20 protein-coding genes are annotated in these 24,690 nt (G+C 57.5%); 7 read left to right on the forward strand and 13 right to left on the reverse strand.

What is annotated here, in order from left to right:
* Window positions 1-168: 168 nt before the first annotated feature.
* A complete protein-coding gene (gene ansP, locus AC2TE5_RS12220) occupies window positions 169-1,665 on the forward strand; it encodes an L-asparagine permease (RefSeq protein WP_047651051.1) in 1,497 nt (498 codons plus the stop codon).
* Window positions 1,666-1,756: 91 nt separating this feature from the next.
* On the opposite strand, the gene yncE is transcribed toward ansP, so the two are convergent.
* The gene (gene yncE, locus AC2TE5_RS12225; RefSeq protein WP_484611714.1) at window positions 1,757-2,818 is read right to left on the reverse strand and encodes a 7-bladed beta-propeller protein YncE; all 1,062 of its coding nucleotides are present in this window, start codon (window positions 2,816-2,818) and stop codon (window positions 1,757-1,759) included.
* Between the two features lie 242 nt (window positions 2,819-3,060).
* Between yncE and pqqU the strand changes: the two genes are divergently transcribed.
* Complete coding sequence (gene pqqU / locus AC2TE5_RS12230; RefSeq protein ID WP_484611715.1) at window positions 3,061-5,175, forward strand: TonB-dependent receptor PqqU; 2,115 nt, start codon at window positions 3,061-3,063, stop codon at window positions 5,173-5,175.
* 119 nt (window positions 5,176-5,294) lie between these two features.
* Here pqqU and AC2TE5_RS12235 read toward each other — a convergent pair whose 3' ends face one another.
* The 3 genes from AC2TE5_RS12235 to AC2TE5_RS12245 all read right to left on the reverse strand — a co-directional run bounded on the left by AC2TE5_RS12235 (window position 5,295) and on the right by AC2TE5_RS12245 (window position 7,900).
* Complete coding sequence (locus tag AC2TE5_RS12235) at window positions 5,295-5,963, reverse strand: GntR family transcriptional regulator (protein WP_213328009.1); 669 nt, start codon at window positions 5,961-5,963, stop codon at window positions 5,295-5,297.
* A gap of 255 nt (window positions 5,964-6,218) precedes the next feature.
* Entirely contained in the window at window positions 6,219-7,259 is a 1,041-nt protein-coding gene (locus AC2TE5_RS12240; RefSeq protein ID WP_484611716.1) for an NADP-dependent oxidoreductase, read from the reverse strand.
* A 65-nt stretch (window positions 7,260-7,324) separates the two neighbouring features.
* Window positions 7,325-7,900 carry a helix-turn-helix domain-containing protein gene (locus tag AC2TE5_RS12245; RefSeq protein WP_023311983.1) on the reverse strand — a complete coding sequence of 192 codons (576 nt, stop codon included), beginning with the start codon at window positions 7,898-7,900 and terminating at the stop codon, window positions 7,325-7,327.
* A gap of 148 nt (window positions 7,901-8,048) precedes the next feature.
* On the opposite strand from AC2TE5_RS12245, the gene AC2TE5_RS12250 reads away from it, so the two are divergent.
* Together AC2TE5_RS12250 and AC2TE5_RS12255 are read left to right on the forward strand one after the other, a co-directional pair.
* Window positions 8,049-8,567, forward strand: a complete 519-nt coding sequence (locus AC2TE5_RS12250) for a GNAT family N-acetyltransferase (protein WP_159514293.1) — start codon at window positions 8,049-8,051, stop codon at window positions 8,565-8,567.
* A complete protein-coding gene (locus AC2TE5_RS12255) occupies window positions 8,564-9,013 on the forward strand; it encodes a DMT family transporter (protein WP_213327644.1) in 450 nt (149 codons plus the stop codon). Before AC2TE5_RS12250 ends, AC2TE5_RS12255 begins: the two co-directional genes overlap by 4 nt.
* A 3-nt stretch (window positions 9,014-9,016) precedes the next feature.
* Here the strand turns inward: AC2TE5_RS12255 and AC2TE5_RS12260 are convergent, their stop codons facing one another.
* Window positions 9,017-9,250: a YdcY family protein gene (locus tag AC2TE5_RS12260; protein ID WP_182400666.1), complete on the reverse strand. Its 234-nt coding sequence runs from the start codon at window positions 9,248-9,250 to the stop codon at window positions 9,017-9,019.
* A gap of 101 nt (window positions 9,251-9,351) precedes the next feature.
* Entirely contained in the window at window positions 9,352-10,950 is a 1,599-nt protein-coding gene (locus AC2TE5_RS12265) for an ABC transporter substrate-binding protein (RefSeq protein ID WP_484611717.1), read from the reverse strand.
* A 283-nt stretch (window positions 10,951-11,233) separates the two neighbouring features.
* Between AC2TE5_RS12265 and AC2TE5_RS12270 the strand changes: the two genes are divergently transcribed.
* Genes AC2TE5_RS12270 through AC2TE5_RS12280 form a run of 3 tightly spaced genes read left to right on the forward strand, consistent with a single transcriptional unit; the run spans window position 11,234 to window position 17,740 of the window.
* Window positions 11,234-12,580 carry an SrfA family protein gene (locus tag AC2TE5_RS12270; protein ID WP_484611718.1) on the forward strand — a complete coding sequence of 449 codons (1,347 nt, stop codon included), beginning with the start codon at window positions 11,234-11,236 and terminating at the stop codon, window positions 12,578-12,580.
* A gap of 4 nt (window positions 12,581-12,584) precedes the next feature.
* The gene (locus AC2TE5_RS12275; RefSeq protein WP_484611719.1) at window positions 12,585-15,566 is read left to right on the forward strand and encodes a virulence factor SrfB; all 2,982 of its coding nucleotides are present in this window, start codon (window positions 12,585-12,587) and stop codon (window positions 15,564-15,566) included.
* Complete coding sequence (locus tag AC2TE5_RS12280) at window positions 15,563-17,740, forward strand: virulence factor SrfC family protein (RefSeq protein WP_484611720.1); 2,178 nt, start codon at window positions 15,563-15,565, stop codon at window positions 17,738-17,740. Before AC2TE5_RS12275 ends, AC2TE5_RS12280 begins: the two co-directional genes overlap by 4 nt.
* Window positions 17,741-17,861: 121 nt before the next feature.
* Here the strand turns inward: AC2TE5_RS12280 and AC2TE5_RS12285 are convergent, their stop codons facing one another.
* The 7 genes from AC2TE5_RS12285 to ydcS form a co-directional block, all read right to left on the reverse strand.
* Window positions 17,862-18,617, reverse strand: a complete 756-nt coding sequence (locus AC2TE5_RS12285) for an alpha/beta fold hydrolase (protein WP_484611721.1) — start codon at window positions 18,615-18,617, stop codon at window positions 17,862-17,864.
* Between the two features lie 86 nt (window positions 18,618-18,703).
* The gene (locus AC2TE5_RS12290) at window positions 18,704-18,877 is read right to left on the reverse strand and encodes a GhoT/OrtT family toxin (RefSeq protein ID WP_013096478.1); all 174 of its coding nucleotides are present in this window, start codon (window positions 18,875-18,877) and stop codon (window positions 18,704-18,706) included.
* Window positions 18,878-19,060: 183 nt separating this feature from the next.
* Window positions 19,061-20,485, reverse strand: coding sequence for an aminobutyraldehyde dehydrogenase (gene patD / locus AC2TE5_RS12295; protein WP_484611722.1), 1,425 nt, complete (start codon window positions 20,483-20,485; stop codon window positions 19,061-19,063).
* Window positions 20,486-20,509: 24 nt separating this feature from the next.
* Window positions 20,510-21,316, reverse strand: coding sequence for an ABC transporter permease (locus AC2TE5_RS12300; protein ID WP_047060978.1), 807 nt, complete (start codon window positions 21,314-21,316; stop codon window positions 20,510-20,512).
* Window positions 21,306-22,244: an ABC transporter permease gene (locus tag AC2TE5_RS12305; RefSeq protein WP_484613339.1), complete on the reverse strand. Its 939-nt coding sequence runs from the start codon at window positions 22,242-22,244 to the stop codon at window positions 21,306-21,308. The genes AC2TE5_RS12300 and AC2TE5_RS12305 overlap by 11 nt, the downstream gene beginning before the upstream one ends.
* Before the next feature lie 7 nt (window positions 22,245-22,251).
* Window positions 22,252-23,265 (reverse strand): ABC transporter ATP-binding protein, encoded by a 1,014-nt coding sequence (locus AC2TE5_RS12310; RefSeq protein WP_484611723.1) that lies wholly within the window; start codon window positions 23,263-23,265, stop codon window positions 22,252-22,254.
* A gap of 17 nt (window positions 23,266-23,282) precedes the next feature.
* Window positions 23,283-24,428: a putative ABC transporter substrate-binding protein YdcS gene (gene ydcS / locus AC2TE5_RS12315; RefSeq protein WP_484611724.1), complete on the reverse strand. Its 1,146-nt coding sequence runs from the start codon at window positions 24,426-24,428 to the stop codon at window positions 23,283-23,285.
* Between the last annotated feature and the right edge of the window lie 262 nt (window positions 24,429-24,690).

Consider the following 24,690-nt stretch of genomic DNA (forward strand, 5'->3'; position numbering starts at 1 on the left):
TTGCGTCGCTTATGAATTGCAGGTAGGATGCCTCGCCATGTTTCGCCTTATCCATACGCAGAATGACTGGGAAGGCGACATGTGTTTGCGCAGAAGCAATCGTTTGTATTGCGCTCTGCCAGGCAGGACTATCACGATAATGGTTCAGACAGGCAAACAGGTAACTCAATGAAAACAAGCAATAAAAGCGCAGCCGATCATCATGCTGCTAAACGTCGCTGGTTGAACTCCCACGAAGAGGGCTACCACAAAGCGATGGGCAACCGTCAGGTTCAAATGATCGCCATCGGCGGCGCTATCGGAACGGGTCTGTTTTTAGGTGCTGGTGCGCGTCTGCAAATGGCTGGCCCGGCTCTCGCCCTGGTCTATCTGGTGTGCGGGATCTTCTCTTTCTTCATTCTACGCGCGCTGGGCGAACTGGTACTGCATCGCCCTTCCAGCGGAAGCTTCGTCTCTTACGCCCGTGAATTCCTCGGTGAAAAAGCGGCCTACGTTGCGGGCTGGATGTACTTCGTCAACTGGGCGATGACCGGTATTGTCGATATCACCGCCGTTGCGCTGTACATGCACTACTGGGGCGCGTTCGGTGACGTTCCACAGTGGGTCTTTGCGCTTGGCGCGCTGGCTATTGTCGGCACCATGAACATGATCGGCGTGAAGTGGTTCGCGGAGATGGAGTTCTGGTTTGCACTGGTAAAAGTGCTGGCCATTGTGATTTTCCTGGTCGTGGGTACCGTCTTCCTCGGCAGCGGCAAGCCGCTGGACGGCAATGCCACCGGCTTCCACCTGATAACCGATAACGGCGGATTCTTCCCGCACGGTCTGCTGCCTGCGCTGGTGCTGGTTCAGGGCGTCGTGTTCGCCTTCGCCTCCATCGAACTGGTGGGCACCGCAGCAGGTGAATGTAAAGATCCGCAGACGATGGTGCCAAAAGCCATCAACAGCGTGATCTGGCGTATCGGTCTGTTCTACGTCGGTTCCGTGGTGCTGCTGGTTCTGCTGCTGCCATGGACTGCCTATCAGGCGGGTCAGAGTCCATTTGTGACCTTCTTCTCTAAGCTGGGCGTACCTTACGTTGGCAGCATCATGAACATCGTGGTTCTGACGGCAGCGCTCTCCAGCCTGAACTCCGGCCTTTACTCTACCGGTCGTATCCTGCGCTCTATGTCGATGGGCGGTTCCGCGCCGAAGTTCATGTCGAAGATGAGCAAGCAGCAGGTTCCCTATGCGGGGATTCTGGCAACGCTGGTGGTTTACGTCTTTGGCGTGTTCCTGAACTATCTAGTGCCGTCCCGCGTATTTGAGATCGTTCTGAACGTGGCTGCACTGGGGATTATCGCCTCCTGGGCCTTTATTGTGGTCTGCCAGATGCGTCTGCGCAAAGCGATCAAAGAAGGCAAAGCGGCTGATGTGAGCTTCAAGATGCCGGGCGCACCGGTGACCTCCTGGCTCACCCTGCTGTTCCTGTTCAGCGTGCTGGTGCTGATGGCGTTCGACTACCCGAACGGTACCTACACCATCGCGACCATTCCGCTGCTGGCCGTGCTGCTGATTGCCGGTTGGTTCGGCGTGCGTAAGCGCGTTCACGAGATCCACAGCACCGCGCCAGTTCATCACGATGATGAAAAACACGACGCGCCGCTGGTAGAAGAAACCTCGCGTTAATAAAAAAGCCGGGTGGCGGCTTCGCCTTACCCGGCCTACTTTTCATGGTTTTGTCGGCCCGGTAGCGCAGCGCCACCGGGCAGTTCCCACCTTACAGCGCGATACGAATGACGTCGTCAGGCTGAGTGGCTTCCTGCTGGCGGGTCGACTTCTGTTTCACCGTCACATACAGCGTTTTACCATCCGCAGAGAGCGCCAGGCTGTTCGGGTAAACCGGCGTGTCGAACGTTTTGGTCACCTTGTAGGTTTTCGCGTCAATCACGCTCACCTTGCCCGCTTCGCGGTGCGTCACGTAGGCTTCATTGCGGGCCGGGTTAAACAGGACTGCCAGGGATTCCGGCGCGGCGATCTTCTCCATTACGCTGCCGTCTTTCAGGCTCACCACCAGCACTTCAGGCTGTTTTGAATCGGTCAGGAAGGCACGCTGACCGGCAGCGTCGAGGCTCAGGTTCAGATAGAAGTGCTCTTTACCGTCATCCTGCACTTTTTTACGGCTCAGGATTTTGTTCGTGGCCGTATCAATGGTTACCAGCTCGCCGTCCGCATTCGTGGTATAGAGGCGTTTCGCCTGCGCATCCAGCGCCAGGCCGGTGCTATAGGTACCGGTATTGGCAATGGTCTCTTTCAGCTTCAGCGTTGCGCCATCCACCACCCAAATCACGCTCTCTTTGCCGACACCGGTGATGTAAATCGTGTTGCTCGCGTCATCCGCCACCAGCTGGCGCGGCTGCAGCGGTTTGACGGTTTCACTGCGCTGGCGATTATCGAGCACCAGACGCCCTTTCACGTCGCCCGTTTTCGCATCGATGGCCGTCACCGCCCCGTTGATGGTGTTGCCAAACCACAGGGTTTGCGTCGCGCCGTCGAGAGTGGCGCCAAAGGGTTTGAGATCGCTATGAATCGCCTGCGTCACGTCCAGCGTGACCGGATCAAGGCGATAGATAACCCCGCCCTTATCGGTTTTACGGCTTTGCGACGTCGCCACCCACAGCGCATTTTCCTGCTGGCTGACCGCCATTTCATACGCCCCTTTGCCCACCGCTTTACGCAGCACCTCTTCGGCGGCATGCACCTGGAACGTTCCGGCAAGCAGTAAAGTGGCAGACAGCAGTGACAGGCTCAGACGCGGCGAGCACAGATGACGTAAAGACATAACAATTCCTTTTCTGAAAAGAGGGGTTTCCGCTGACATCACTTCCGACAGACAACGTCATGGCATTGCCTTTTGATAATGAGAATAGTAATCATTAATGAGGGGAATGTGGAGTTTTTCTTTCGCGTCTCGCCTTTCATTAACGCAATGTGCGGTTATAGTTTTCAAAACATTTACAAAACCTTTAACATGTATGGACATGTTCCATTTGGTTCGTTTATACACCACAACCGGTTTTATTCATGAAAATCATTTCTGCCCGTAAGGCCTCTCTCCCGCTGCTGCTGGTTCCCGTTACTTTCGCGCCGCTAACCGCAATGAGCGCGGAGGAACAGACCATGATCGTCAGCGCTACGCCGCAAACCGTATCGGAGCTGGATACCCCGGCCGCGGTCAGCGTCGTCAACGGCGATGACATGCGCCACGCCGCGCCTCGCATCAACCTGTCTGAATCCCTCGGCAGCGTCCCGGGACTGCAAATTCAGAACCGCCAGAACTATGCTCAGGATCTCCAGCTTTCAATGCGCGGGTTTGGCGCCCGCTCAACGTTTGGCGTGCGCGGTATCCGTATGTACGTCGACGGTATCCCTGCCACTATGCCGGACGGACAGGGCCAGACCTCCAACATCGATCTCTCCAGCGTGGAGAGCGTTGAAGTGCTGCGCGGCCCCTTCTCTGCCCTGTACGGCAACGCCTCTGGCGGCGTGATTAACATCAACACCCAGACCGGGCAGCAGCCGCCGACCATTGAAGCCAGCAGCTATTACGGCAGCTACGGTACCTGGCGCTACGGCATGAAGGCCACCGGTGCGATGGGTGACGGCACCCACGCGGGCGATGTGGATTACACCGTTTCCACCACCCGCTTCACCACCAAAGGCTACCGTGACCACAGCGGCGCGCGGAAGAATCTGGCTAATGCAAAGCTGGGCGTGCGTATTGATGACGTCAGCAAGCTGACGCTGATTTTCAACAGCGTGGACATGAAGGCCAACGATCCGGGCGGGCTGAGCTATCAGGAGTGGCAGAATAATCCGCGTCAGTCTCCGCGCGGCGATCAGTACAACACCCGCAAGACCATCAAGCAGACTCAGGCCGGTCTGCGCTACGATCGCCAGCTCAGCGCGCAGGACGACCTTAGCGTGATGATGTACGCCGGTGAGCGTGAAATGACGCAGTACCAGTCGATTCCCTATCAGCCGCAGCTAAAAGCCTCCCACTCCGGCGGGGTGATTGATATGCAGCGTCATTATCAGGGCATCGATACCCGCTGGACGCACCGCGGCGAGCTGCTGGTGCCGGTGACGTTTACCACCGGCCTGAACTACGAAAACCTGAGCGAAGATCGTCGCGGATACGAGAACTTCGTGATGAACAACGGCGTACCGGATTATGGCGTGAAGGGTGACAAGCGTCGAAACGAACGTAACCTGATGTGGAACGTCGATCCTTACCTGCAAAGCAGCTGGCAGCTGACGCAGAAGCTGTCGGTGGATGCGGGTGTGCGCTACAGCTCGGTCTGGTTTGATTCCAACGACCATTACGTTACGCCGGGCAACGGCGATGACAGCGGTGACGCGAGCTATCACAAGTGGCTCCCGGCAGGCTCCGTGAAGTATGCGGTGACGGACGCATGGAATCTTTACGCTGCCGCAGGGCGTGGATTCGAAACGCCAACCATCAACGAACTCTCCTATCGTGCCGATAACCAGGGCGGTCTGAACATTGGCCTTAAGCCGTCCACCAACAACACGTACGAAGTGGGCAGCAAAACGCGCATCGGCAATGGCCTGCTGACCGCTGCCCTGTTCCGCACCGATACGGATGATGAGATCGTGGTGGATGCCAGCTCTGGCGGACGTACCAGCTATAAAAACGCCGGTAAAACCCGTCGTCAGGGCGTGGAAGTCTCCCTCGACCAGCAGTTTGCTGAGAACTGGAAGCTGAAGCTGGCGTGGACCTACCTGGACGCGACCTACCGCACCAACGTCTGCAGCGACGCAGACTGTAACGGTAATCGTATGCCGGGCATCGCCCGCAACATGGGCTACGCCTCGTTTGGCTGGCAGCCTGAAGAAGGCTGGTACGCGGGTTCTGACGTGCGCTACATGAGCGATATCATGGCCGACGACGAGAACACGGCGAAAGCGCCATCGTATACGGTGGTCGGGCTGAACACCGGGTATAAATTCAACTACGGCAACTGGGGCATGGACGTCTTTGGCCGCGTCGATAACCTGTTCGATAAAGAGTACGCGGGCTCGGTTATTGTCAACGAGTCCAACGGTCGTTATTACGAACCAGCACCAGGCCGTAACTACGGGGTCGGGCTGTCGGTCTCTTATCGCTTCGAGTAAGCAAAAAGAAACGTTTATTTTATTAATGAAATAACTCTCCTGATGGCTTATTGCCATCAGGAGTTATTCACCAGATAAATAATTAGGTGCGGTATATAGTCGCTCTGTTAAATAATCTCTCAGTTAAAATATTGTCGCTGTAAAAGCAAATTCGCTTCATCAATCACCTTATCAATCGCCTTCTGGCAGGCAGCAACATCTCTTCGCTCAAGGGCGGAAAGGAGTTCGTCATAGTGATATGTCGACGCTTTGATGTCGTTAAGCTCCTGATGCAGATAGTTCATACAGGGCCCGATGCGCACCCAGAGCTGTTCAATTAAGGCATTAAGCGTCGGCATTTCCGCATACTGATAAAGCGTAAAGCGGAAGACGCGATTTGCATGAAGCGCCTGCTGAACGTTTCCGTTGCGCATGGCCTCATGGAATGCCTCTGACATTTTGCGCAACGCCTCCAGCTTGCCTTCTGACATATTCTGGCATGCTGCGGCGACCGCCATCGGCTCAAGCTGTTTTCTGATGGCGTTAATCTCGTTATAACGCTCCAGCGTCACCTCCGGAACCAGAAATGCCTGCGCGGGCGTGGCGTGTAACGCCCCTGATGACACCAGACGCAAAAGCGCCTCGCGAACTGGGGTAATACTGGTTCCTAATTTATCGGCGATCTCTTTCGTAATCAGTCGTGCCCCAGGTTTGAGGGAGCCCGTAATTAACGCGCCTTTCAAACTGAGTTCAACTTGCATGGTAAGACTGATCCTTTGGGCTTTTTCTAAGTGATCCAAATCAAGCATGTTCAATTCCTGTAGCTAAAACTTAATGCTATTTTTAAACGCCAGTTTTAATAAAACGACGCTGGTCCGATATATCCTGTATCGTCATGCCTGGTGGTGGGAAGTACGTAAAAACATCAAAAAAAGCAAAGTTTGTTTTTTATTGGTTTCGGGCCCATCCGGGATGCGGGCGCGAAATGCCATGTCCATTAATTAAAGACAATATATCGTATCTTCACAAATAAATATGGCGGGAAACCCCGCCATAATGCTGTTTTATTTATTGTCACTCGCGACGCGAATCACGACTTTGCCGAAGTTACGCCCTTCAAGCAGGCCAATCAGCGCCTCGGGCGCATTCTCCAGCCCGTCCGTGACCTGTTCACGATAGTGAATTTTGCCTTCCTGCACCCAGCGTCCCATCGCGTCCTGGAACTCTTTAATGCGGTGCCCGTAGTCCTGACCGATGATAAAGCCCTGCATACGAATGCGTTTCTTCAGGATGGTCGCCATCAGAAGCGGCAGGCGATCCGGCCCCTCGGGCAGGCCCGTCGCATTGTAGCCGCTCACCAGGCCGCACACCGGCACGCGCGCGGAGGTATTCAGTAATGGCAGCACGGCGTCAAACACTTTCCCGCCGACGTTTTCATAGTAGACATCAATCCCATTCGGGCAGGCACGCTTCAGCTGTTCGGCAAAATCGGCCGCGTGATGATCCAGACACAGGTCAAACCCGAGAACCTCAACGGCATGGCGGCATTTTTCAGCGCCACCGGAGACGCCGACCACCCGGCAACCTTTAATTTTGCCGATCTGCCCGACGGTCGCGCCAACCGGGCCTGTCGCCGCGGCGACCACCAGCGTTTCACCCGCTTTTGGCTGTCCGATATCCAGCAATCCCATATAGGCGGTAAAGCCCGGCATGCCCAGAATACCCAGCGCCCAGGAAGGGTGTGACGGATTTTCGCCCAGCTTCACCAGGCCGCTGCCGTCTGAGAGTTCATACTCCTGCCAGCCGCTATAGCCCAGCACCCACTCTCCGGCTTTGAAGTTGGGATGATTTGACTGTTCAACGCGGCTGACCGTTCCCCCCACCATCACCGCGCCCAGCTCAACCGGCGGTGAATAGGATGGCGCATCGCTCATGCGGCCCCGCATGTACGGGTCCAGCGACAGCCAGACGGTGCGCAGCAAAAGCTGCCCCTCAGCGGGTGCTGGAACAGGCTGCGTTTCGAGACGAAAATTTTCCGCGACCGGCGCGCCCTGTGGACGAGAGGCCAGTACCCAGCGGCGATTTTGCGAAACAGGTTGATTCATCGGGATCTCCTTCTGGTACACATGTCATTACAGCCTGGCTCACGATCGGCGTTATCGCATTAGCATTACGAGGCAGACTGGTTAAGCCGTACGACCAGATAGATACAGGTTTCATTCGTTTCGTTGATGAACCGGCAGTCATTTGGCGGCCCCAGCTCGAGACAGTCTCCGGCGTGCATCTCGTGCCGGGTATCGCCCTCCTGAAACACCAGCTCACCGGACTGGAGCCAGATAAGCTGACGTGCCAGCGCGTAAGAAGATGCAGGCATAGGAACATCGCTGCCCGCAGGCAGTTCAACCTGAACAAGGTCGATGGGCAGATCGGTACGGGGAGAAACATGGCGGCGGAGGTAGTGCGTCTGTGGATCTCGCCAGACGGGCTGGTTTGCAAGGCGCAGCAGCTTGCCCTCCTGCATTTCGGCCCGGGCAATGAGCGTGGACATGCTGATGCCAAACGCGCCGGAAAGTCGGGCAAGCAAGGTGGCCGTCGGGCTACTGTCTCCGCGTTCTATCTTGTGGATCATCGCGCGCGAGACCCCTGCCCGGTCAGCAAGCTCGCTCAGGGACCATCCGCGAGACTCGCGTTCAAGGCGAATTCTTGCGCTAATCCGTTGATTCATCGTGTCTGTTATGGTGTTCATGACGTCATACTATAGTGTATGAACGGCATTTCAATGGGCTTTTGATAACAAAAAAATATGGCTTATGCCGTAGCGTTCGGGCAATGCCATTGTGTAATATCGTAGGAATAACGTAATACTATAGTGAACAACACACAGAGGGTTAATCATGATCGTTCGTCATGCCTGCAAAGAAGACTGCGCCGCGATAGGAGAAATCTACAACCACGCGGTGCTGCATACTGCCGCGATCTGGAACGATAAAACCGTCGATACCGATAACCGCATCGCGTGGTTTGAGGCGCGCACGCTCGCGGGTTACCCGGTTCTGGTGAGTGAAGAAAACGGTGCGATTACCGGTTACGCCTCTTTTGGCGACTGGCGCGCCTTCGACGGCTTTCGCCATACGGTTGAGCATTCGGTCTATGTCCACCCGGATCATCAGGGCAAGGGCATTGGCCGCACGCTGATGAACGCGCTGATTAACGAGGCCCGCACCATTGGTAAACACGTGATGGTGGCCGGTATTGAAGCGCAAAACCATGCCTCGATTCATCTCCATGAAACGCTCGGTTTTGTGACAACGGGGCAGATGCCGCAGGTGGGGACCAAGTTTGGCCGCTGGCTAGACTTAACCTTTATGCAGCTTCAGCTGGACGAGCGCAGCGATCCGGACGCCATCCCATGAATCAGTCACTGACGCTGGCGTTTTTGGTGGCGGCGGGAATAGGTCTGGTGGTGCAAAACACCTTAATGGTGCGTATCACCCAGTCCTCCTCCACTATTCTTATCGCGATGCTGCTGAACTCCCTGGTCGGCATTGTGCTATTTGTCAGCATTCTGCTGCTGAAACAGGGCTTCGCCGGGTTTAGCGAACTGGCCGCAACGGTACGCTGGTGGACGCTTATACCAGGGCTGCTGGGGTCGTTTTTCGTTTTTGCCAGCATTAGCGGGTATCAGAACGTTGGCGCGGCGACGACTATCGCCGTGCTGGTGGCAAGCCAGCTGATTGGCGGGCTGGTGATGGACGTGCTGAGGAGCCACGGCGTTCCGCTTCGCGCCCTGATTGGCCCGGCGTGCGGCGCTGTGATGCTGGTCGTCGGGGCCTGGCTGGTGGCGCGACGCCAGTTTTGATCGTTACAGTATGGTGCCGCCTTTGGTCAGCTGTTCCTCACGCGCGTCCATCTCTTCTTTATGCTGCTTACCGTGGTGTGAAATCGCGGTACGCAGCCGCTGCTGCTGGGTGTAGCGATCTTCACGGCTGAGCTCTGCGTCATCGCTTAATTCAATCAGCAGTTCATTCATGTGGGTAATCACGCTCTCTTCTATGGCGGCATCCACACGGGCGGTAACGTCGTTTAAATGTGACATTGTCACTCCTTGTTATGTGCCCGGTGGCGCTACGCTTACCGGGCCTAAGGGTTCCAAATGTAGGCCGGGTAAGGCGTAGCCGCCACCCGGCGATAAAAGGCTTAGTTCAGCTTCGCTTTGGAGAAATCGCTGCCCATCAGGCTCACGCTGTATCCGGTCACGTTGCTGCGGGTTGCATAGAACGTTTTCCCGTTTGCCAGTGCGATCCACGGCGCCTGCTGGTAGAAAATCTCTTGAGCCTGGCCGTAGAGTTTCGCGCGCTCGGCCGGGCTGCTGGTCAGCTTCGCTTTTTGCACCAGAGCATCATAACCCTTATCGCACCAGCGCGCGGCGTTGGAGCCTGTTTTAATGCTGTTACAGCCCAGCAGCACGTCGGCAAAGTTGTCCGGATCGCCGTTATCGGACATCCAGCCAAACAGCGCGGAGTCATGTTCGCCTTTACGCATCCCGGAGAGATATTCACCCCACTCGTAAGAGACAATTTTGGCCTTCACGCCGACTTTGGCCCAATCGCTCTGGATCATCTCCGCGATACGACGCGAGTTCGGGTTATACGGACGCTGAACCGGCATTGACCACAGCGTGACTTCCGCCCCCTTCTCCAGGCCCGCCTGCTTCAGCAGCGCTTTCGCTTTTTCTGGATCGTAGCTGTAGTCCTTCAGGTCTTTATTAAAGCCCAGCATATTTGGCGGGATCGGCGATTTTGCCACCGTACCGGAACCCATAAAGACCGCATTGACGATAGCCTTCTTGTCGGTCGCGTAGTTAAGCGCCTGACGCACCAGCACGTTATCAAACGGTTTTTTCTCGGTATTAAACGCCAGATAGCCGACGTTCAGCGCATCGACCGAATGCAGAGTCAGGTCTTTGTTGTTCTTGATCGCGTCAAACTGAACCGGGGACGGCGCAGGAATAATCTGGCACTCGTTGGTCTGCAGCTTCGCCAGGCGGGTTTCCACATTTGGCGTAATGGAGAAGATGAGATGCTTCGTCGGCACTTCGCCTTCCCAGTAGTTCGGGTTAGCAACATAGCGGATCAGCGAATCCACCTTGTACTGCTGCAGGACATAAGGCCCGGTACCAATCGGCCAGGTGTCTACGTTTTCAGGCGTGCCTTTTTTCAGCATCGCGTCGGCGTATTCGGCAGAGAGAATGGAGGCGAAATCCATCCCCCAGTCGGCCAGAAACGCGGCGTTGGGCTCGCTGAGGGTAAACTGAACGTGATAATCGTCGACCTTTTTAACGTCCTGAATCAGCTTATCGAGCCCGACATCGTTAAAGTATTCGTAGTTGCCCTGCGACACATTATGGTACGGGTGTTTAGGGTCTTTCTGACGCATGACCGAGAAAATAACGTCATCGGCGTTAAAGTCGCGCGTCGGTTTGAAGTATTTATTGCTGTTGAACTTCACCCCTTTGCGCAGCGCAAAGGTATAGATCTTGCCGTCCGGTGAAATCGTCCAGGACTCTGCCAGCGACGGGACCGGGGTGTTTTTCACCGGGTCGAAATTGATCAGGCGGTTGTACAGCACCTGAGAGCTGGCCACAAATGACGGGCCAGAGCTGGCGATTTGCGGGTTGAAGGACTCCGGGGACGCTTCAGAACAGTAAATAAGCGTGTCGTTGTTTGCCGCCCATGCGGCACCGGCTGGTAGAAGAGCGCTCAGCGCAAGGGCGAGCAGTGTTTTCCCTGTAGACATGGTTATAACCCTGACAGTTTTATTATATAAGACAGTAATAACAGCACAGGCGGTTTGACCTGGCAAATAACGAAACACTATCAGGTTATTCTAAAGCCGCGTTTTTTGCTGTTTTAACCGCCAGCGCCCTAAACCGTGATTTGCCTTAAGGGCCATTATTCGTCAAGCACAACCGTCACTTTCTATGCCGCAAGAAATCGGCCCTTTTAGCGTCTCTTCCCCCGTTTGGTTGCTTCCTCGTTTCGTTAAAGTAACGGTGTGAAGAAGTATATGGGATCAAATCGTGGCAAAAACTCTTTTACGCAGCGGTAACCTGGATGACTTTCAGGCCGTTGGCGGCGGCGGACAAGCCGTTTTTGAATCAGCGTTACAAATCCGGGAAGCGCTCCGGTTGCGCAAACAACAGGCCATCGTCGACTGTCTGGCTATTCCTCAGGTCAACGACAGCGGTGACCGCGTGGACTGGTATTCCCCTGTGGAAGGGAGCGTAACCAGCTGGAAAGCGGCCGATGAAGATGACCGTTATCGCGCCCTGCGCTATCTGGAAAACACGCTGGCCAGCGTCGAGTCGTTAAGCAAGAAATGCCTCCAGTCCCCCAAAACCGCGCAGCAGCTTTTTGGTTCTCTGCTGTCGAAGGCGTTTCAGTTCCCGGGTGAAAACTTCCTCTTTCTGGTGGACGGAAAGCCGGTCATCAGCTTCTGGGGGTTTGTAAACCTGAACGAGAATGCGCGCGATGATGTCCTCGACTGCCTGCGTGAATCGCTGGTCCCTGAGCCTACCCCCGTTGTCATTGAAGATCCTGAACCAGAACCCGAGCCAGAACCGGTCGTGGCCTTTGAACACGCCGACGAGCCGCTGATCGCCCCTTCCACGGTGGTGCGCATTACGCCGGAAGACCTGTATGAGCCAGAGCCAGCCCCGGTCGTGGCGCAACCCGTTCAGGAACAGGCTGTGCCGATCGTCGCGAAAAAGCGCCGCGTTCCCCTGTGGACGCTGCCGGTTGCCGTCGCGATCGTTGCCGCCGTTGCCGCACCGCTGCTGTGGCCAAAACAGTCGCCTTCCGCTGAGCCCGCCCCGGCGCCCGCGCCTGTGCCCGTCGAGATTGCGCCTAAGCCGATCAAAGCGGTTGAGCCGCTGGCAATGAAGTTACCGCTGCATCAGGCTGAGGTCCTGGCAAGCAAAGAAAAAGAGCCTGCACCCGTTCCTGCGCCACAGCCCGCCCCGGTGGTGATTGTCGCCATCCCGAAAGATGCCATGGTAATGGAAGCGAATCAGGTAAAAGCGGGATCGACGCGTTTCCTGAACGGCACCTGGCGTGCGGTTCTCGACGTGAAAGATCCGGTCACCGGCAAGCCGCCGTCAATGCGCTATCAAATTCAGAACAACAAAGGTTTCGCCCGGGTTGTCCATGGCGACAACGTTGTCTGCCGCGCGGAGGTCTTCTCCGGGCTGCACAGCAACGGCGAGCTGATGATTAAAAGTCGCGGTACTGCCCGCTGCACCGACGGCTCCCGCTACCCGATGCCGGAGGTTGCCTGTAAAGCAGGCGCCAGCGATATCGCAGAATGTCGCGCCCGTTATGATGCCAATACCGTCGTCCCTCTGACGTTCAAGAAAGCAGGTGCCTGATCCTATGCTGGTTAATCTTTGCGACTATAAACAAAGCGTCACGCTTATTGCCAACAGCGGCGTGCAGTTCCTTGATTTCGGTCTGACGCCGCAGGACACCGCCAGCAACGGGCGCTTCGTACGTAAAACCGCGAACGGCCCGCTTTTGCGACTCGATTTCGACCTGGTCAACGGACGTTATACCGTGCCGGGGACGAACGGCGGGCAGCCTGAAGTGGTCAAACCGGAAACCACCATCCCGCTGCATCAGTCTCTGACGGTGCTGGACGGCGTCTGGCTTCCGGTTCCGTTCCTGCGCTTCAACCCACCGCGAACCTTTGTTGAGGGGCCGGATAACTGGGCCCGCGTTCAGGTGCGCAGGCTGGATACACCCGATACGGCAGGCAATACGCACCGCGTCACCCTCGCCCTCGACAGCCAGATAGCTGAACACGCCACGTCCGCCCTGTCTCCGGTTGAAAACGATATTCTGAACGGGACCCGTTTCGCGCTGGCCTGGCGAGACAATGAGGTCGAAAGTTTCCTCGACCAGACCTGGATTGACGGCTGGCTGCGCGAGGCATTTACCCAGTATGCCGACGGCGTTGAAAACCGCTCGGAACGCGATCTCCAGCAGGCGATGCGCGGTTTTGAATATCAGGCCCACTGGCTCAACCTGATGACCATGCTCGGTGAACAGCTTACCGTGCCGGAAGTGAAATTTGTTACCCACACGCTCAGCACGCCTGCCATTCCGGTCGACCTGATCCTCGACGTGGGCAATACCCACACCTGCGGCGTCATTATTGAAGACCACGGCGACGCCAACGATGGACTGCGCCAGACCGCCGAGCTGCAGGTACGCTCGTTAAGCGAGCCGCAGTTCCTGAACGAGCCGCTGTTCACCAGCCGTCTCGAGTTTTCGGAAGCGCGTTTTGGCAAGCAGCACTTCTCGGTTGAAAGCGGTCGCGAAGACGCCTTTGTCTGGCCGTCGATTGTTCGCGTCGGCGATGAAGCCCGCAAGCTGGCGATGCAGCGTCTGGGAACGGAAGGCAATAGCGGCATCTCCAGCCCGCGCCGCTATCTGTGGGATGAAACGCCGGTCGTACAGGACTGGCGCTTTAGCCAGATGAACAGCAAAACCCAGCGTGAACCGCTTGCCACCGCGTTTCCGCTGATGAACCTGATGAACGATGACGGAGAGCCGCTCTTCACGCTGCCGCAGGACGAGCGGCTGCCGGTCTTCTCGCCGCAGTACAGCCGCAGCACCCTGATGACGCACATGCTTTGCGAGCTGCTGGCGCAGGCGCTGGGGCAGATCAACAGTGTCGCCACGCGCCTGCGTCTGGGCTTCCCGGCGTCGCCGCGCCAGCTGCGCACCCTGATCCTGACGCTGCCCTCGGCCATGCCAAAGCAGGAGCGCGAGATTTTCCGTCGCCGCATGTTTGAAGCCATCGCCATCGTCTGGAAAGCGATGGGATGGCACCCGCAGGATGAGGACTTTGTCACCCGCAAACAGCAGGATAAAAGCGTGGTGCCGGTGCCTGAAATCCAGATGGAGTGGGATGAAGCCAGCTGTGGTCAACTGGTCTGGCTGTATAACGAAGCGATCTCCCGCTTTGGCGGTCAGACCGAAGCCTTCTTCGCGTCCCTGGCTCGCCCGGACCGTGAGCCTGAGCCGGGTAGCCAGCCGGGCCGCGCGCTGCGCGTCGCGTCCATCGACATCGGCGGCGGCACAACGGATATGGCGATCACCCATTATCAGCTGGATGACGGTTCCGGCAATAACGTCAAGATCACCCCACAGCTGCTGTTCCGCGAAGGCTTTAAGGTTGCGGGTGACGATACGCTTCTGGACGTGATTCAGCGCTACGTGCTGCCTGCCCTGCAAACGCAGCTGCAGAAATCCGGCATCGCGGACGCCTCGCTGCTGATGGCGTCGCTGTTCGGCGACTCCGGACGCATTGATACCCAGGCCGTACTCCGCCAGCAAACGGCGCTTCAGCTCTTTATGCCAATTGGCCATGCCATTCTTGCCGCGTGGGAATCGAGCGACGTTGACGATCCGCTGGCCGGTCTGCATGCCACCTTTGGCGATCTCCTTCCGCAGAAGCCGACCCGTAACGTGATGAATTACCTGCAGCAGGCGATCGATCATGCCCTGCCGGCGGGTTCAGACGCGTTTGACCTCTTCGCCGTGCCGCTGCACGTGAATTTCCGCGAAATGCAGGATGCGATGCTCGGCGGGCAGTTTACGCTGGCCTCGCCGCTTCACGCGGTGTGTGAGGCGATATCCCATTACAGCTGCGATATTCTGCTGATCACCGGGCGCCCCGGCTGCCTGCCTGGCGTTCAGGCGCTCATTCGTCATCTGCAGCCGGTGCCGGTCAACCGCATCGTCTGGCTGGATAAATACCAGGTGCACGAGTGGTATCCGTTCAGCCAGCAGGGGCGCATTGGCAACCCGAAATCGACGGCCGCGGTGGGGGCCATGCTCTGCAGCCTGGCGCTCGACCTGCGTCTGCCGCGCTTCAACTTTAAAGCCGCGGACATTGGCGCGTATTCAACCGTGCGGTATCTCGGCGTGCTGGATAACACCGTCAATACCCTGCGCGAGGAAAACGTCTGGTATCAGGATATCGATCTTGATAAACCCGGCGCGAAGCTCGACGCACGCCTGCACTTCCCGCTGCGCGGTAACGTCACTCTCGGCTTCCGCCAGCTGGCGAACGCGCGCTGGCCCGCCACGCCGCTCTACACGCTCAGCATTAACTCGGCTGAACTGGCGAAAGCCATTGCCGGTGACGGCGTGCTGAACGTGCGGCTTAAACTCTGCGGCGGCAGCAAGCAGGAAGGCCCGGAGGCCTTCGAGCTGAGCGATGCCTGGCTGCAGGACGGCACGCCGGTTGCGCCTGACGCATTAACCTTCAAACTGAATACTTTGGCCGATCGCCGACACAGCGGTAGCCACTACTGGATCGACAGCGGGAGCGTATACCTGAAATGACAGCGACGACGACCACCACTCAGGCCTTAATCGGGTGGATTAATGAGACGCGCCTGAACGCCCCTGTGCTGGATAACGATGCTGACGCCCTGCTTGCTCGCATCAACGCGGCGCAGGCGCGGGAGCAGGCCATTGAACGCGCCATGTCCCGCCAGAGCAGCATTGGGCTTTACGGTCATTCGCAGAGCGCGAAAGCACATCTGCTGTTGTCTCTGTGCGGCAGCGGTAATGGACGCCTGAACGTGACGCCGGGCCAGCGCACCTTTGACTATTTTTCGCATATCAATCCGGGACATGCCCTCACCAACATGGCCGTCCGCTTCACCCGGGATAACCCGGAGGTGGCTGATGAGGCGTTCCCGCTGCGTCTGCGTCTGGTCACCGAGGCCGAGCTGGTACAGCTGTTTATTGCCCGCACGACCCTCCATCCGCAGATGCGCGCCGTGGATAAGGCGGTCATTGAAACACGTCTGGAGAAATGGCGCGGGCTGCGCCAGCCGCAGGGCGTGCCCGGCATCACGGGTCAGGAAGTGGGTGCGATTGCCCGCTTCTGGCAAAGCACCGTACCCGCCGCGAAACAGCAAATTGACGATGCCCTGTGGCATGAATTTGCCCAGTTGGTACCATCGCTCGATCTCAGCACGCGGGCCAGCGTCTGGTCGCTGCTGTGGGGCGAGCAGCAGGAGTTGACCCAGCAGTGGTTAAAACTGGCCCATGTGCTGCACCAGACCAGCCATGCCGGTGAGCTTGCTGCCCCGCTTAGCCTGCTGGTGGACAGCTTTGGGCTGCCGGGTGAAGGGTTCCTGACGCACGACGGCACGTTAGACCTTCAGGACGCGCAGGAGACGCTGCTTCATCCGCTGAACAGCGGTGAAATGCTTAACGCCATCAGCATCCCCGTTGATGTGCTGGCCTTCCTGACCCGCGAGCTGGTGCTGCCGGTTGAGAACGGCACGCTGGATAACATCGATATTATTGATATTCCGGTTTTTGAAGATAACCGTGCCGACCCGCTACGCCAGGCGAAATCCCAGTGGCTGCTCGAGCATTACCGTCAGCAGCTTCAGCCTGATGTGCTGGTGATTTGTAATGCGACGGCGCAGCACGAACAGACGGCCAAAAAAGCAAAAGTATTGATGAAATGGGTGAAGGAGACGCAGCCTGCTGAAGAGTCTGCCCTTCCGGGTCTGGTGTGGGCGATTACCCCCCATGACGCCCGCTTTACCACCCGGCAGAATCTCGATGAAGCCGTACAGCATCTGCTCGGAAAGCCGGGTTTACGCTGGGGCACGCTGCAGGCGCTGGACAGCCACAGCATGCAGCGCGTCATCGAGTGGCTCTCTCAGGCCACGCTGCCCGCGCAGCGACACAAGCGTCTCAGCACGCTGAAAGGCCTGCTGCGACAGGAGCTCTCATCGCTGATGCAAAGCTATCTTGCGCCGCTGGTTGAGGAACCGGGGACAAGACGTGCTCAGGCCGAAAGCATGGTGCGCACGCTGCAAAATAGCGCCGCCCGCCACGGTGAGCTGCTTGAAGGCCTGCTGCCGCCGCTGAAAGCCTTTGAAACGCTGCTCGCCGTTCAGCAGCCTCGCGAGGAGCAGGTGAACGGGCTGTTTACGGACACCATTGACCTGTTTGCCGAGAATGCGCAGGAAAGCAACGGCCTGTTCCAGACAAAAGACAAAGCGCGACTGGCGCACAGAGTCTGGATAAATCATCTGCGCCAGTGGAGCCGCAATGAGGCCGCGGCCGTCCGTCTTGGGCTGGAACCTGCGGTGTTACAGCAAATCGCAGATGTCCTGGTGGTCACCAGCTACCGGCTTGAACTGCCTCAACAGCTTCAGCGTATCGTCGAAGCGGATAAAAGCAGCGCTGCACAGCTGCATGCCGTGATGGGCAATTTCATTGGCTGGCTGGGTTACGACCAGACGCCCGTGGCGGTACGTCCGGCAAGCCGCATCCGCAAGGGCCAGGCAATCTTCGTTACGCCGGTGGTCAGCAGCGCTGAGCCCCGCTTGATGCGACTGGGGGAACAGCCTGTGCATGCGGCTACCGCGTACGTTTACGACTGGCTGGTCGCCCTCTATAGCCGCGCGATAGAGAACATTGATTACCAGCACCCGCATGATGTTCAGCCTGACGCTCGTCAGGCCTTGCACGCATTATTACGCTAAACACTGATTAACAATGTAGCCGCATTTCTTGCCGGGTGGCGCTGCCGCTTACCCGGCCTACACTCTTCATCGTTGTAGGCCCGTGCAAGCGTAGCGCCGCCGGGCGAAACTTTTGCGCTCATCACTCCGTCATACACCCGGCTAAGGTCTGTGCCAGCGCAGACGGGTTTTCCCATGACATTGAATGCCCCGCCGCAGGGATAATTTTTACCTCAACGCCCTTTTGCTTCAGATTATCCACATCGTCATCCGGCAGAGACAGCTCGCCGAAAATCAACGTTACCGGGCAAGGAAGTGACAGGAACAGCGCTTCCCATTCGGGCTCAACGCCCGCCACCAGGCTCGATGCGCCCCGCCAGACGGCATACGGCGCATTGCTCCGCAGACACCCCGCCCACGCCGTTTTTTCCGCGCTGAGCATGGCGTCATAGCCCTGGTTCAGAAACTGCTGCTCGGTTTGCGCTGCAATAGACCGGCTAAACATCCCTCCCCCCGCATGAAAATTGGGCTCTGACACCATCAGCCCCTTCACGCGCGAGGCCAGCAGCCCCGCCGTTTCGATAGCGATGCTGCCGCCCATGCTGTGTCCGTATAACCAGAAGGCATCCAGTTGAAGGTGGTCAATCAGTTCCGCCACAACGTGCGCCTGGTCGGTGGTTTTATAGCTGTAGTGCTCAGGCTTGTCGCTGTAGCCGCTGCCGGGCAAATCGATGAGAATCGCTCTGCGCGCGCCAAACAGCGGGTCATGAACGACACGGGGATATTCATAGGAAGAGGCGCAGCCCAGCCCGTGAATGAACACCACGGGATCGCCGGTGCCGGGCAGGTCATGCCAGCGCACGGTACAGCCGGCCTGCTGCGAGTAAAAACTGTTCATAAGCACTCCTTTTACGATGCACTGTGTATTTATACAGTTATCGTATCTGGAATGCCATATTCATCTTTTAAAAATGGAAGCGTGCTTCAGAAAAGCGAGACCAGCAGCGCAACGGGAAAGCTCATTGGCCAGGTTGACCCCACCAGAAAAGCGCTGAGCAGGCGGATACGTTTGCGGTCTTTGGAGAGGAACCAGGTAATTAATGCGCAGATGGAAGCCATGATTGCGTAAAAAACCAACATCTTTTGATACAACGTCATTCTGTATACCAGAGCCGAAAAAATAACCGCACGCAATATGCGTCATATGTTGATACAGATCAAGTTTTTTCGTTACAGAATAACCACTTAAAATTAATGGATAATAACAATTGAGTATCTTGCATAACACTCATGGCGGGCGTGGCGAACGCCTGGCCGCGAATGCGACCAGGCATGACGGGCTTAATGTTTGATCATCACATGCCGGACAATCGTATAATCCTCAAGCCCGTAGACCGACATGTCTTTGCCGTAGCCGGATAATTTCATGCCGCCGTGCGGCATTTCGCTCACCAGCATAAAATGGGTATTCACCCAGGTGCAGCCGTACTGCAGGCGCGCACTCAGGCGATGGGCGCGGCCCACGTCTTTGGTCCAGACCGATGATGCCAGTCCATACTGCGAATCGTTCGCCCAGGCCAGCACCTGCGCCTCGTCGTCAAACTCGGTAACGCTCACCACGGGGCCAAACACCTCGCGCTGAACGATGGCGTCGTCCTGTTTTGCCCCCGCCAGCAGGGTTGGCTGGAAGTAGTAGCCTGCCCCCTCTTTTTTGCTCCCGCCCGTGACGACGCGGATATGGCCGAGCGCTTTCGCGTCATCGACGGCCTTACAGACGCGTGAAAGATGGGCGGCCGAGCTGAGCGGGCCCAGTTCGGTCGAGGCATCCTCCGGCGCACCCATTTTAAGGCTGGCGACCGCTGCGCCCAGCTTTTCCACCAGCGCGGCATAAATGCCCTTCTGGGCATAAATACGGCAGGCGGCCGTACAGTCCTGCCCGGCATTGTAGAAACCAAACGTCCGCACCCCTTCGACAACCGCATCCAGGTCGGCATCATCAAAGACGATAACCGGCGCTTTACCGCCCAGCTCCATGTGGGTACGTTTAATGGAGGACGCCGTATGGCCGATGATATGTTCCCCGGTAGCAATCGAACCGGTCAGCGAGACCATACGAACTTTTTCATGTCCGGTAAGCGGATCGCCGACCGTTTTCCCCCGGCCAAACAGGACGTTCAGAACGCCTGCCGGGAAGATATCTTTTGCCAGCTCTCCCAGCTTCAGCGCGGTCAGCGGCGTGATCTCGGAGGGCTTAATCACTACGCAGTTACCTGCCGCCAGGGCGGGCGCCAGTTTCCAGGCTGCCATCATCAGCGGGTAGTTCCAGGGGGCAATAGAGGCAACCACGCCCACCGGATCGCGGCGGATCATAGACGTGTGGCCGTCAAGGTACTCCCCGGCGGCCAGCCCGTTCAGACAGCGGGCGGCCCCGGCAAAGAAACGGAAAACGTCGACCACCGCCGGAATTTCATCGCCCAGAGCACAGTGCAGCGGCTTGCCGCAGTTGAGGGATTCGAGCCGGGCAAAGTCCTCCCCATGCGCTTCAATCGCATCCGCCAGCTTCAGCAGGCACTCGGCACGGGTTTTCGGTGTGGTTTGTCCCCACTCCACAAAAGCATGGTCGGCCGCCTGAACCGCCGCGTCGACCTGAGCCGCTGACGCCTCAGCAATTTCCAGCAGGAGCTCTCCAGTGGCCGGGTTATAGACCGGCTGTTTTTCTCCCTCTCCGGTTACCAGTTTTCCCTCTATCAGCAGTTGTGTTTGCATAGCATTTTCCTGTTGAATTCACTGTTATTTCCCGCTGCCGGCGATGTTCTCACCGTCGCGGGTTAGCCACCAGGCTCCCAGAATGGGGATAGTTGTCACCAGCATCACCAGCAGCGCAACGACGTTAGTGACCGGCACGTCGCGCGGACGACCGAGCTGATTGAGCAACCACAGCGGTAACGTGCGTTCGTGTCCCGCCGTAAACGTTGTGACGATTATCTCGTCAAACGACAGGGCAAACGCCAGCATTCCTCCGGCCAGCAGCGCGGAACCCAGATTGGGCAGCACCACATAGCGGAAGGTTTGCCATCCGTCGGCCCCGAGATCCATCGACGCTTCCACCAGGCTCCAGGAGGTGCGTCTGAACCGGGCAATTACGTTGTTAAACACCACCACCACGCAAAAGGTGGCGTGTCCGACCACGATGGTGAAAAACCCCGGCTCAAGGTCGATCGTTTTGAATGCGGTCAGCAGCGCCAGGCCGGTGATGATCCCCGGCAACGCAATTGGCAACAGCAGCAGCAGTGAGATCGCATTCTTGCCAAAAAACTCGCTTCGCCACAGCGCCGCTGCAGCAAGCGTGCCAAGCACAAGGGCAATTGCGGTGGATAGCGACGCAATCTGAAGTGACAACGTCACGGATTCAATAATATCGCCGCGCCCCGCGGCCACGCTAAACCACTTCAGCGTCAGCCCCTGCGGCGGAAAGCTGAAGGCCGCGTCTTCGGTGTTAAAGGCATAGGTCGCGATAATCAGCAGCGGGAAGTGCAGGAAGATGACGCCTCCCCAGGCTGCCACTTTCAGGAACAGCGGTGCGCGTTCAGAGTGCATCGAATGCTCCCAGACGTTTCACGAACGCCAGATAGAGTGAAATCAGCACGATGGGTACCAGCGTGAACGCGGCGGCCATCGGCATATTGCCGATAGCCCCCTGCTGAGAATAAACCATATTGCCGATGAAATAGCCCGGCGGCCCCACCAGCTGTGGAACGATGAAATCCCCCAGCGTCAGGGAAAAGGTGAATATTGAGCCTGCCGCAATACCCGGGATCGCCAGCGGCAGAACGACATAGCGGAAGGTCTGGCGAGGACGCGCGCCAAGGTCGGCTGAGGCCTGCAGTAGCGAGGCAGGCAGGCGTTCCAGCGCCGCCTGGACCGGCAGGATCATAAACGGCAGCCAGATGTAGACGAAGACCAGAAACCGTCCCAGCCCGGAGGTGGACAAGGTGTTGCCGCCAATCGCCGGGAGCGTAAGGAGTGAGGTCAGGATCGGCTCCAGCCCCATATGGTTGAGAAACCACTGCGCCACCCCGTCCTTCGCCAGCAGCAGCGTCCAGGCGTAGGCTTTGACGATGTAGCTCGCCCACATTGGCAGCATTACAGCGATATAGAAAAACGCTTTCCACTTGCCGTGGGTGTATCGCGCCATGTACCACGCCATCGGGAATGCCAGGATGGCGCTGGCAATCGTCACCGCAATCGCCATCGTTAGCGTGCGCAGGATGATGTCGTAGTTGGCCGGGTTGAAAAGCGCCTGAATGTTCGCCAGGGTCAGATCCGGCGTGACGGCCATGGTGAAATCGTCAAAGGTGTAGAACCCTTGCCACAGCAGGGTCAGAAGCGATCCTAAATAGACGATGCCAAACCACATCAGCGGCGCGAGCAGAAGCAGGAACAGGCCGAGCGACGGTTTACGCCAGAACAGCGCCGTCATGCGGCTTAAGCGGCCGCGCGAGGCGGGAGGATGCGCAACGCTCATATCCATTTCACCTCTCCTCGAGCAGGCGAATCATCGCCTCGCGTGACCACGACGCCGTGACGGCCTGCCCCGGCGCAATGCCGCTCAGCGGCGAGGTTTCACTGAGATTAGCCTGGCTCACCAGCAGCTTGGCACCATCGGCGAGTTTCAGCTCCAGCCGCGTGGCCGCCCCCTGATACTGAACGGCCTGCACGATGCCCTGTACCTGAACGTCTCCGCCCTCATCAAGGCGAATATGTTCCGGACGCAGGGAATAGCTGCCTTCCATGCCGCATATTTTCTGCGCAAGGCCCGCATCGAAGACGTTAGAGGTGCCGACAAAACCGGCGACAAACGGCGTGCGCGGACGCATGTAGAGATCGCGCGGGGTGTCCACCTGCTCGATGCGCCCGTTATTGAACACCGCCACCCGGTCTGACATGGAAAGGGCCTCGCCCTGATCGTGGGTGACAAAAATAAAGGTGATACCGAGTTCCTGCTGAAGCTTCTTCAGCTCGAACTGCATCTGTTCACGCAGTTTGAGATCGAGCGCACCCAGGGGTTCGTCCAGCAGCAGGACGCGCGGCTCATTGACCAGCGCGCGGGCGATGGCGACACGCTGCCGCTGGCCGCCAGAAAGTTGCGAAGGTTTGCGGGCAACCGCAAAGCTCAGGCCCACTTTTTCCAGGGCATCACGGGCCTGCGTATGGCGTTTTTTCTTGTCGATGCCTTTGACCATCAGCCCGTAGGCGACATTGTCGAGGATCGACATATGCGGGAACAGCGCGTAGTCCTGAAAGACGGTGTTCACATCCCGCTCCCACGGCGGCAGCGCGCTCGCCTCTTTGCCGAAGATAGAAATCGTGCCGCCTGACAGCTGCTCAAAGCCGGCAATCAGACGCAGGCAGGTGGTTTTGCCGGAGCCCGAAGGCCCCAGCATGGAGAAAAACTCTCCGTCACGAATAGCAATGGTGACCCCATCCACCGCCCGTACGTCGCCGTACAGACGGGAAACATTGTTAAACTCTACCGCGTACGTCATGTTCTGCTCCCGGGCAATTAACGACCGCCCATGATGGCGATGTAATCCTGCGTCCAGCGGCTGTAAGGGACAAATTTGCCGCCTTCTGCGATGGGGGTTTTCCAGAACAAGATTTTGTCGAACTCGTTATAACCGTTTGTTTCGCAGCCTTTATCACCCAGCAGCGTGCTGGCCTTACACCCTTCTGCAACCACGGGCAGGGAGCCAAACCATGCCGCCAGATCGCCCTGCACTTTAGGCGTCAGCGACCAGTTCATCCATTTGTAGGCGCACATCGGGTGTTTTGCCTGCGCGTGCAGCATGGTGGTGTCCGCCCAGCCGGTCACCCCCTCCTTCGGGAAGACGGTAGCAATGGGCTGGTTCTCAGCCTTCAGCGCATTCGCCTGATACGGCCAGGCGCTGGAGGCCACGACGCCTTCATTTTTAAAGTCGCTCATCTGGACGGTGGTGTCATGCCAGTAACGGTGGATCAGCGCATGCTGGTCGCGAAGCACCTTGAGCACGGCGGCATACTGTTTTTCGGTGAGCTGGTAAGGGTCTTTGATCCCCAGCTGCGGCTGCGTGGCTTTAACGAACAGCGCGGCATCGGCGATATAAATCGGGCCGTCGTACGCCTGCACGCGTCCCAGGTTGGTTTTACCGTCAGGCAGATCCTGTTTGGTAAAGACCACGCTCCAGCTGTCCGGTGGCGTCGGGAAGGTTTTGGTGTTGTACATCAGCAGGTTTGGCCCCCACTGATACGGCGTGCCGTAGACTTTACCGCCGACGTTAAACCATTCCCCTTTCACAATCCGCGCGTCGAGGGTTTTCCAGTTGGGGATGAGGTCGGGGTTAATGGGCTGAACGCGTTTCCCCATGATCAGGCGCAGGGAGGCATCACCCGAGGCGGTAACCAGGTCATATCCCCCTTTCGCCATCAGGCTGACCATTTCATCCGACGTGGCCGCCGTTTTGACGTTGACCGCACACCCGGTCTCTTTTTCAAACTGGGTGACCCAGTCATAATTTTTATCCGTCTGTCCGCGTTCGATGTATCCCGGCCAGGCGATAATATCCAGCCGACCTTCCCCGTCGCCGATGGCCTTTGGTGGTTCTGCGGCTTGCGCTGTCATGATAGTCATGCCGAGCGCGCACAGGCTGCTGCGGGCAAAATGTTTGCTCATAAGAGTTACTCCTGTCGCAATGAAATTTAGCGGCAGCCGTGCCGTAAAAATATCTCCCTTATTAAACGTAGACCGCGCAAATGCGCCGCACCGTACGGCTTCAGGAAATTTCATCAAGGTGTGACCGAGGGCGCATTCCCTGTTAACTGGATTATAGACAAGGAGTTAGCCGCGAGAGACGCTATGCAGATTTCCTATGACTGGGCACCGCGAAATATTCGCCGTGCCGTCATCAGGATAAGAATTGATTATTTAAATAACG

This window comes from Enterobacter sp. N5-15, from assembly GCF_057221635.1.